The 10,014-nt window shown below is 41.9% G+C and carries 7 protein-coding genes; 1 reads left to right on the top strand and 6 read right to left on the bottom strand.

The genetic code is table 11. The features are described from left to right. Window positions 1–27: 27 nt before the first annotated feature. From IQ236_RS26860 to IQ236_RS26850, 3 genes are all read right to left on the bottom strand, one after another. Window positions 28–2,241: a DUF3769 domain-containing protein gene (locus IQ236_RS26860; RefSeq protein ID WP_193872197.1), complete on the bottom strand. Its 2,214-nt coding sequence runs from the start codon at window positions 2,239–2,241 to the stop codon at window positions 28–30. Between the two features lie 682 nt (window positions 2,242–2,923). After that, window positions 2,924–3,040: a photosystem II reaction center protein I gene (locus IQ236_RS26855; RefSeq protein WP_072720239.1), complete on the bottom strand. Its 117-nt coding sequence runs from the start codon at window positions 3,038–3,040 to the stop codon at window positions 2,924–2,926. 199 nt (window positions 3,041–3,239) lie between these two features. Beyond that, on the bottom strand, window positions 3,240–4,742 hold the full coding sequence (locus tag IQ236_RS26850; protein WP_193872195.1) for a hypothetical protein: 1,503 nt from the start codon (window positions 4,740–4,742) through the stop codon (window positions 3,240–3,242). 49 nt (window positions 4,743–4,791) lie between these two features. Between IQ236_RS26850 and IQ236_RS26845 the strand changes: the two genes are divergently transcribed. After that, a complete protein-coding gene (locus IQ236_RS26845; RefSeq protein WP_193872193.1) occupies window positions 4,792–7,992 on the top strand; it encodes an alpha-mannosidase in 3,201 nt (1,066 codons plus the stop codon). 13 nt (window positions 7,993–8,005) lie between these two features. On the opposite strand, the gene IQ236_RS26840 is transcribed toward IQ236_RS26845, so the two are convergent. From IQ236_RS26840 to IQ236_RS26830, 3 genes are all read right to left on the bottom strand, one after another. Continuing rightward, a complete protein-coding gene (locus IQ236_RS26840; RefSeq protein WP_193872191.1) occupies window positions 8,006–8,527 on the bottom strand; it encodes a phycobiliprotein lyase in 522 nt (173 codons plus the stop codon). 176 nt (window positions 8,528–8,703) lie between these two features. Continuing rightward, complete coding sequence (locus IQ236_RS26835) at window positions 8,704–8,859, bottom strand: hypothetical protein (RefSeq protein WP_193872190.1); 156 nt, start codon at window positions 8,857–8,859, stop codon at window positions 8,704–8,706. Window positions 8,860–9,079: 220 nt separating this feature from the next. Beyond that, on the bottom strand, window positions 9,080–10,014 hold a 935-nt coding region (locus IQ236_RS26830; RefSeq protein WP_193872188.1), incomplete at its 5' end, for a YheT family hydrolase.

The following is a 10,014-nucleotide window of genomic DNA, read 5'->3' as shown; positions in this document are numbered from 1 at the left end:
CCCTTGTCCCCCCGTCCCCTTGTCCCCTTAAGGTTCTGGTGGAGTTCCAAAATCGGGGTCAGGAGTTCCTACCCAGTTAAAATCGCTAATTCTTAGATTAATACTACCAATGCGGCGCACTGGATTAATGCGTAGAATCACCCCATAGGTGCGACGGCTATATTCTAAAGTAAACTCATTGTTTAATGATAAACCATTCTCTAAATTCACCGCCGATTCAATTCCAGCCCTTAACCCCCCATAAATTTGTTGAACTAATCCCATACTAAGCACTCGTTGATCCACTAAGCGATCAAACAAAAAGGGGGATTGTCCATCCAAGAAAACTTGAGTATAAAATACACTAAATCCTGTATAATCTAAAAAGTCTTTAGAAAAATGACCTAATTGTCCTTGCAGTCCGACGGATGTACTTAGGTAAGATTGGGAATAATCTTCACTATATTGGGTTGTGACACCCCTGGTAATAAACGCTAATTTCAAAAAGGGAATCACCGGTTGAGGCGTATACCGTAACCCTTCTGTAGCAGTAGCAGGCAATCTTTCTCCTTGCCATAATAAAATCGGATAAATAAAAGTTCCCAAGGCTTCATAGCGATCTAATGTTACCCGATCATTCGGGCGAATGGGTTTCAATAATTCAGGGCGATCGGTATTCGCATTCACCGATTGATAGGAAGTTTGAAAGCTGAATAGAGCCCCTTGATCATTTAAACGAATTACTGGAGAAGTGAGAACAGCCCCTAAACTACTATGGACGGTACGATAGCCCAAGGTTCCATTAAACAGACGGTTGCGATAACTATATTCTCCGTTGAGGGCAAATCCAGCCCCCAATTGTTGGCGCACACGAACACTCCCCCGCAGGGCTTCTTCACTGAGATCGGGGAAATTTTCTAAGGTATTAAGGGATAAAAACCCTCTTAATTCCGTTGTTGGGGTAAGGGTTCCTGATAATTGGGCTTCTAACCCTAAAGAGGCGGGTTCAAAGGGGGTAAGGTTATCTTGAAAAATTCGTTGGAGTAACAGTCGAGGAGCGACTTGTAAAGTTACCGGGCCCAGGGGAACCGTTGGAAGATTCCCTTGAATAAAATAGCCGCCAAAATCTTTGAGATCATAGCCAATGGAAAAGGGGAGTGGTTGTTTTTCTGTGCGATCTAGGACAGTTCGTTCTCGAAACAAAGGCAGATTCAAGGATTGATCGAGAACCAGCCGCGATCGCGTGGTAATCAGTTCATCTCGCAGGGGGGAAATACGGTTAAATCGGGCGGTATCAGCCCTGACTTCTAGTTCTGGGGGGGAAAAGGGATCGTTGGTAATTCGGACATTTTGGGCTTCCCATCCCCCGTTGCCGAATAAATCAATGCGCTCGGCGGCAAATCTCAGACGATTAACCGTACCTTGAACCCCAAAGAATGACCCCCCTCCGGCGGATACGGTGGCGTTTAATCCGGTATCAGCACTCACTTTCTGCACGGGTTGGGCGGCGGTAATCCGATCGCTAATGGGGGAAGGAAGGGTGGAGGTCGTACCCGTAACTAAGGGATCAACAATTACTAAATCAGTGGCGGCGGTGCGGGTGGAGACGGTTCCTTTGGCTTGGTATACTGATCCGGTATTCTGGACGAAGTTATAGTCCATGCGATCGCCCCGAATTACCTGATTTCCTCGGGTTAGGGCGACATTGCCTTCGGCGATCACTTGACGGTTGACTAAATTAATTTGGGCTTGATCGGCATCAATCAGGGACTGACGAAACCGCACCATGACGTTGCCTTCGGCGATGACGATTTGCCGTTGTTGATCATATTCTTGCCGATCGGCGGTGATTTCTACCAGATCTGCTGGAGTGGGAACCGGGATAACGGTGGGTTGTTGTGTCGCAGGAGGAGTGATGGCAATTTGGTTACAGGTTACAGTCGGACAAGATGCCTCGGTTTGGGGAAAGGAAAAGTTGGAATCAAAGCGATATTGAGTGGAGGGAATGGTTTCGGACTCCACCGTTGGACTCACAGGCGGGCCAAGTAAGTCTGCGGACACTTGATTAACTTCCTCTGGTGTCGCTTGAGGAAGGGGGTAGGTCAGGGTGGCGTGAGTTGTAACTTTGGGAGAAATTGAGAATGAAGGCGAGGGTTGCCCGAATTCATTGAGAGCCGTTATCTTCCCTGCTTGAATTGTATCTGATGAAGGCAGGGTACGAATCAAAGGAGGCGGTTCAGGAGGCGAGACCGGGTAGGGCATACTTCAGCAACAGAATTCCACACAATAGCCCGAACTCGACAAGATAACGGACTGGGCTAAAACAATGTCATTAGCCATAAACTCTAGGGGATCATGACTAATGACAATTAAAGGTTTTATCATAATAAAAAAAATGGGAAGTTTGGAAACCGCGTCTCTTCAGAGCGCGGAGGAAAAACGACTCAGGGGAATTTATTCCCCTTGAATATTGGATTGGCAATCGACAAAAATTGTTGTATTTGCAGATTCCCGGTTTTTTGGGATTTCTCCCACTCCTATTGCTAGGGTAATGTTAGCTTCGCCAATGTTATCGGTCGGTACTATCTCAAAAGCACGGTCTTACCCCTCGTAAAACTGTTTAACTTTCAAGTTTTAGAGCTTGGGACTAGCTTCGCATCCCAAGGTAAGAACTTTAACGCTTCCCGATAACGTAGCCAGTTAAGGCTATAGCTGGTCAGCTATCCAAATCAGAGGCATGAAGCCCCGTCTCTTCAGAGCGGGGTGCTGACATCAAGGATTTTGTTCACGGAGTCATTTAAGACTTAGGCTGGTCAACTAGGGCTGTATTTCAAGCCCCCACTGTACTTGTACTCAAGTCAGTGGTGGGTTGTTGACAGAGGTTGTCGGCATATTATTTTAATTTTTATGCCCCAACTTCTGTTGAGACAACTTCCAGGCTGCTTTATTCTAAGTCTCTACGTTTGGGGTTCCGCGCCGGGTCATTGGACAAAAATCCAAATACGAATAAAGCTACAAAAAACAGAACGACGATATTAACGATGATTTTTAGCGTCAGCATTGATGAATGTCTCCGGGGCTGCAAGAGTCTATTTAATAAATGTTATGCCGGAAGCACAACTTTATCATCATATCTCAAAATCTCCTTTCCTTTAAGGATTCTTTTCCGCCCCCTTGACAAAAGATGGCTTTGTGTTAATATTATAATAGGGAATCTGTGCGCGCCTATAGGGTCTTTTTGACAACCCTTTCAAGTCTGCCTAAATTTTCTGATAATGGGTTAACCAATACCAAGCTTTAGCAATCGTCTCTTCAACCTTGACCATAATTTGATCTAACCACCCTAAAATTCGTTCTAGGGGGTGTTTAATATATCCGGTGGCGGTAACTTTGGCTTCTAACCAGTCGGGTTTTGCTTCTGGGGGAGATGAATTAGAAATTTGAGGGGATTGTATAGCATAATTTTGAGATTTTGTCAAGGGCTTTGGAGCAGTGGGGGAAGTTAAGGAAAGATTGTCTGAGGTTGGTGATGTTTTGAAGCGGTTTAAGGAAGACTCGACTTTCTCCCCAACTCGCTTTTGGGTATTATTATCCTGGGTTAAGGGATTGGAGGAGGGGGAAGCGGGACGGAATTTTGCAGGTTTAGGGTTTTTAAGCTTTGATAAAATATTCTCAGCGCGCGCTTCTGGGGTTAACCAAGGATCTTCTACCGGAGCCTGGGGAAGGGAGGAGGCGGGAGAAGAGTTTGAAGTCGAAATAACACCCGAAAATTGTTCGGAATTTTCTTCGGAAGTTAAGGGGGGATGAGTGTTACCAAAGAAATAATCAACAGCCGCTAAAATTAAAGATTGAATCTTATAAAAATATTCATCAAATCCTGGTTCTAAAGGAGATTCTGATTTAACTACGACATCCGTTTGAGGGGTTTTTTGCCAAGTTTGAATAACCGTTTGTCCCCAGGTTTGACTGTGTTGAACAATGGTGTGGGTAGCGTGGGAAAGGGGAATAATTGAATAATCTTCGACTTGTGCGATCGCACCATCTAAGGTATAAATCAATTGAGGAGAAGGGTAAGGAAAGGAACTAGACTCAGCAAAATTCGCTTCTCCAAAACAATTGATTTTCACCGCAACCGGACTGGTTTGTACCCAACTCATCACCTGCCAAAACCACCGAATGGGAGATAAAAGATGAGGAGAATGGAGAGTCGTTTGTAATTGGGGTTGAAAGGGTTTTTGCTGTTGGGCTAAATGTTGATAAAAATAGTAATAGTTGGCGACTTCTAAAACAATCTGTTGCTGAAGATGATGTTGGTCTTCAACGGTGAGACTATCTAAAATAATATTATCTTTTTGGACGATAACTAAAGCTTGCGAGTCAACTTGACTGGCTATGCCTTGAATTTCTAAGGTGACGGGTGCAGAGGTAATCGAATTTTCAAATAGAGATTCAGTTTGGGTTGCTACTATATTAAGAACCTGAACAATAGGAGTATCAACGTCTGGCGGTTGCGAAGTCTCAGTCTTAACTTGGGATGTAAGTTGGGGAAAATACTGTTTAACCGTCGTTGCTAATTTTTGGCGAGTGACTCGAACGGTTTGCAGGAGAAAATAAACCGGATACAGTGCCGTTTGCAACGTCATCTCGGTGGCATACTTAAAATAGCGCCAAGTTCGACTTCCCTCATCGGTCAATTTCTGAGCCGTTTGAGAGATAAAATTAAATAATCGACTTTTGTAGGGCCCGGAGTCAGCAACAGACATGGCAACAATGGGTTTATTTAGGATTTTCCCCCCTTTACTATAACAGATCATGTGTTTTTCTACAGCCCCCCTCCTCCTCAAACTCACTCAAGTTGCAGAACAATTGCGTGGGTTGACTCAGATTAATATTCAACCCCAATGGCAAGTGATCAACGCCATGCAGGTTGGCGAATCGGTTGAAATCAACGAACGGGGACAGATTGCTTGGGCGGCGGGACAACAGAGTTTGAGATTAAGACAAAAAATAATAGTTCCCCCTGAGTTACGCGGTTATCCGTTAACCAGTTTAAGTTTAAGAATTGTTTTAAGTTGGTGGGCGGAAGAGGCTCAAATCTATATTAATCATCAGTTTGTCCAAGCTGGAGATCTATTTGATAGTTATACCCGGATTTTATTAAGTCCGTCGGTACAACCTGGGGATGAGTTTGAGGTGGAATTAAATTTAGTCAGTCCCGGTCATGACCGAGGCGCCTTAGTTTCTTCCTTATGTTGGTATGAAGTCTCGGACGCTTCCCAAATTGACCCTGCTTTTTTAGCCGATGAATTAGAAATTTTGGGGATAATTTTAAACGCCGAACCCCACAACCCCAACTTAGAACCGAGTTTAATTCCTTTATTAGAACGTTTAGAGGTTATTTCTGGCTATACTCTCCCCCCAGATCTTCCCCAATTTAAAAATAGTCTGATCAAACTTCGTCAAACCTTACAGTCGATTATTCCACAATTGCCATCCTATCAAATTCGCTTACTCGGTCACGCCCATTTAGATTTAGCTTGGTTATGGCCGATAGCAGAAACTTGGATAGTCGCGCAGAAAACCTTCAAATCAGTTCTAAACTTACAAACGGATTTTCCTGAACTAATTTTTTGTCATTCTTCCCCCGTTCTTTATGAATGGATAGAACAAAACCGTCCTGATTTATTTAGTCAAATTCTCAATAGTGTTCAACACCAAACCTGGGAAATCGCCGCCGGACTTTGGGTAGAACCAGATCTCAATCTAATTAATGGAGAATCTATCGTCCGTCAGGTTTTATACGGACAACATTATGTTTTAGAAAAAATGGGTCAACTTTCCACCGTTGCTTGGCTTCCTGATACCTTTGGATTTTGTTGGCAACTTCCCCAAATCTTTAAACAAGGGGGTATCAACTATTTTATTACCCAAAAACTGCGCTGGAACGATACCACAAAATTTCCCTATGGGTTATTTCAATGGCAAGGGTTAGATGGAACTCAAATCATGAGTTTTATGACCGCTTTAATCGGTGAACGAGTTGAACCCGTTAAAATGTTTAAAGCGGCGATAGACTGGAAAACCCAAACGGGATTAAATCAGAGTTTATGGTTGCCAGGAGTTGGCGATCATGGCGGCGGGCCGACTCGTGATATGTTAGAAATAACTCGACGCTGGAATCAATCTGCTATTTTCCCTCAATTTACCTTTCAAACCGTTACCGATTATTTACAAGAAGTCCTAAATAATCCCCCCGTATCCCTTCCCATCTGGCAGGATGAACTTTATTTAGAATTCCATCGCGGTTGCTATACTACTCACGCCGATCAAAAACGCTATAACCGCCGCAGCGAAACGCTATTATATGAAGCGGAACTGTTTGCAACTCTCGCAACCCTTTACACCCAGTCTTCCTATCCCCAACGGGAACTAGAAACGACTTGGAAGCAAGTTTTATTCAACCAATTTCACGATATTTTACCCGGTTCTTCTATTTCTTCCGTTTACCAACAAGCGAATCAAGATTGGGAAACCGCTATCACCAAAGCAGAAGAGATTCTACAACAGTCTTTTGATGCGATCGCTAATTTTACGCCTCTCCCTCCCCCACCCCAACCCAATGCTCAACCGATTTTTATCTTTAATTCCCTGAACTGGTCACGCTCAGAAGTCGTGGCTGTCCCTATTCCCAATTCCGATAATTCTTGGGAAATTTACGATAGTCAGGGAATAGCCCAACCCTCCCAACTCCGGGGAGAAAGGTCGGAAACGCCGCAACTGTTATTTCTAGCAAAAAATGTTCCGAGTGTGGGGTATCGAGTCTATTGGCTGGGGGTGAAGGAGGCTGAAACCCTTGAAACGTCGGGGAAAACACCCTATATGAGCGCACCTATTTCCCATTTTACTAAAAGTTTAGCAGAAAAAAACGAGTTTGTCAATAGTTATCAGTTAGAACCGGAAAAGATTGGCTTTGAGAATGGAATTTTGCGAGTTATTATTAATTCCGAAACCGGAAATTTAGAACAGGTTTTCGACTTAATTCATCAACGTAATATCCTGAAACCCGGAGAAGGAAATCAATTACAAGCCTTTGAAGATTCAGGACAATATTGGGATGGGTGGAATATCGATCCGAATTATCAACAACATCCCTTACCGTCTCCGCAACTGAAATCTATTCAATGGATAGAACAGGGGCCTATAGTTTGGAAATTGAGAATGATTAAACAATTCCAGCAATCAGATTTTTATCAAGATTATAGTTTAGAGCTAGATTCTCCCCTATTAAAAATTGAAACAACCGTCAATTGGCAAGAGCGTCATATTTTAATCAAAGCTGCCTTTCCCCTAACCATTTCTGCGGATACAGCAAGTTATGAAATTCCTTGCGGTGTGATTCAACGGTCTACAAACCCCCAAACAGATCAAGAAAAAGCCAAATGGGAAGTTCCGGCGATTCATTGGGCAGATATTAGTACATCAGATTATGGAATTAGTCTTTTAAACGATAGTAAATATGGCTATGATACTCAACCGAATCAATTACGATTAACCCTATTAAGAGGTTCAACTTGGCCTGACCCAGAAGCCGATTTAGGATCTCATCAATTTAGTTATGCCCTTTATCCCCATACAGGAGATTGGAAACAAGCCAAAACCGTTCAAAAAGGCTATGAATTTAATCGTCCGTTACAGGTTAAAATTTATCCGGCTGTTCCTTCAATTTTATCTAATCGAACTTCTGAATTATCCGATTACCAGAGTTTCCTAGAATTAGGGTCTGACCATTTAATTTTAATGGCATTCAAACCAGCAGAAACCCAACCGCAACGCTGGATTTTAAGATGTTATGAATCCCAAGGAGAAGAGACTATTTTAAAATGGGATAATTCTCTGGGATTAACCATAGACTATCCCGTCAATCTATTAGAAGAATCCCAGGAAATTAGCAATATGATCATATCTCCTTGGAAAATAGCCAGTTTTGCTTTATCAGGAATAGAAAACGGTTAACCGTCAACCCTGATTATTTTAATCCCATGCGAATTTCCGAACAAAAAGACGCTTGAGTTAAACCCGTATTATTTTTAACAATGCTGGTACGAAGCCTAAGATTCGGCATCAAATACCATAACCGTTCTTCCACATAAAAATTAGGAGATTCTGTAATTACGGTTAATACCTCATCTTCTCCTAAACTATAACATCCCGATAAAGATTGATTGGGATTTGTGCCTTGATATTGTAATAATTCTCCTTGCTGAGGATGATCAGGATGGATAATCGGAACTAAAATAGCAGACCCTTTCTCTGGATTAGAGTTTCCTTCTATTGTTCCCTCCCAAGTTAATCGAAACCCCCCAGAAATTGTAGTTGGGTCAATCTTATGCGGCTGACAAAGTTGAATGACTGTCTCATCCGTGTTCGGTAAAGGCTCAATGATTAAATTAGACTTACCCGCTTTTAATTCCCCCGATTTTAAATTGTGTAGGGTGCGTTGAGAAAACCATTTCCCGGCGCTTAATTCAAAGAAATCGCTAATATTCATCGTTAATTATCCCCAAAAAGAAGAACCCCAATCATGATTGAATTTTACAATAAATGGGGCTGATTTTAATAGTCCCAGAGGTTAAAGTTGATCGCTTGTTAGGGATGCCAGCGCCGCGCTTACAGACCCTACATTGACCCCTGAGACAATTTGTCATCTCCAGCTTAAACACAATATTAGTGATTTCGGCGATATTTAATTCGGGTTTTTGTCTCAATTTCCCATTCCTTATCCCATTTTTCTTTAGGAGGAGGTTCAGGTTTGGGTTTATGAAATTGAGCAGCAATGGCGGCTCCAGCCGATAATCCTAAAATAATAAGCAGGGTTTCCATCTGGGTTGCACTCTGGTAATTGAAAATCAATCGTTTCAAATTGTCATTTGAGTCGGACTTCTGGTTATTCCGTTAACGATTGCCTAAATTCTATCTTATCTTAGTTATAAACTCTACAATTCGATGAGAAATTAATCTTAGATAAGCTATTCTGAGTGTTTCGTCAACCGTATATTTCGGTAATTGTGGGTTTACTTTTATATCAAAATTCTTCTGAAGTTTACGATAATTTACGGTTGTAATTGATATGTTTATCCGTTTCCAAAGACTGTTCTTGCTGGTTAAACCAATCTAAAATCCGATTCCAGGCCCACCACCGATCTGGATCATTAAATTGATTTTGACAAGATTTACTACTAATATATCCAACATGACCCCCATATTGAGTTGTCACTAAATCAATGACAGAATTGTGATAACTTGCAGCTTTCAACTCAGGAATAATTGCAGGTTCAAATAAGGGATCATCTTCTGCATATAAAATTAATGTCGGTTTATGAATTTGGGGTATTAACTGTAACCCACCACTAGCTTTATAATAATCTTCAACACTCTTAAACCCTAACCGTTTAATGACTAATTCATGGTCAAAACTCCAGATTGAATTCGCTCGTTTAATCGCTTCTAAATCAATATCATGAGGATGATACTGATACAAATGTTTAGCTAACTTCTTCAATTCTTTTGTAATCGCCCGTTCTAAATGTTTTCCCCAAGAATGTTGGACTAAATAACTTAAAGAACGATTAGAATCTAAACTCGGACAAATCACTGCCCCTCCTGCAATATCGGAATCTTTTAATTTTAAATCTAGCCCCCATTGATTGACAGTTTGAGCCATTTTAATTCCCCATAATGCTAATTGTCCTCCTAAAGAATACCCCGTAAACCAAAAAGGAGTTGGACAACCAATTTGTTTAGATTGTGCCGCAATTCTAACAAAATCTTCTCCTTCTAATAAGCCATCAGATGTTAAAGTTGGGGATAATTCTGCTGTTTTTCCGTGGGCTCTCCAATCAAACAAAACCACCGCATAACCCGCCGCAAATGCTTTTCTTCCCCACAATTTTAAAAACCATTGATTCTCTAAAGTCCCCGTAATTCCATAGGTGGAAACAATTGTTCCTCTAGGATTTTTAGGTTTAGCAATAATCC

Origin of the sequence: Planktothrix mougeotii LEGE 06226 (assembly GCF_015207485.1) — a bacterium.
Classification (GTDB): domain Bacteria; phylum Cyanobacteriota; class Cyanobacteriia; order Cyanobacteriales; family Microcoleaceae; genus Planktothrix.
The sequence above is the reverse complement of the archived record's forward strand: the minus strand, read 5'-3'. Positions and strand labels throughout refer to the sequence as shown.

What these genes read in the sequence shown, in the direction of transcription:
- IQ236_RS26860 (WP_193872197.1), bottom strand. Translation starts at nt 2,241, where the DNA reads ATGCCCTACCCGGTCTCGCCTCCTGAACCGCCTCCTTTGATTCGTACC.
- IQ236_RS26855 (WP_072720239.1), bottom strand. Translation starts at nt 3,040, where the DNA reads ATGCTGACGCTAAAAATCATCGTTAATATCGTCGTTCTGTTTTTTGTA.
- IQ236_RS26850 (WP_193872195.1), bottom strand. Translation starts at nt 4,742, where the DNA reads ATGTCTGTTGCTGACTCCGGGCCCTACAAAAGTCGATTATTTAATTTT.
- IQ236_RS26845 (WP_193872193.1), top strand. Translation starts at nt 4,792, where the DNA reads ATGTGTTTTTCTACAGCCCCCCTCCTCCTCAAACTCACTCAAGTTGCA.
- IQ236_RS26840 (WP_193872191.1), bottom strand. Translation starts at nt 8,527, where the DNA reads ATGAATATTAGCGATTTCTTTGAATTAAGCGCCGGGAAATGGTTTTCT.
- IQ236_RS26835 (WP_193872190.1), bottom strand. Translation starts at nt 8,859, where the DNA reads ATGGAAACCCTGCTTATTATTTTAGGATTATCGGCTGGAGCCGCCATT.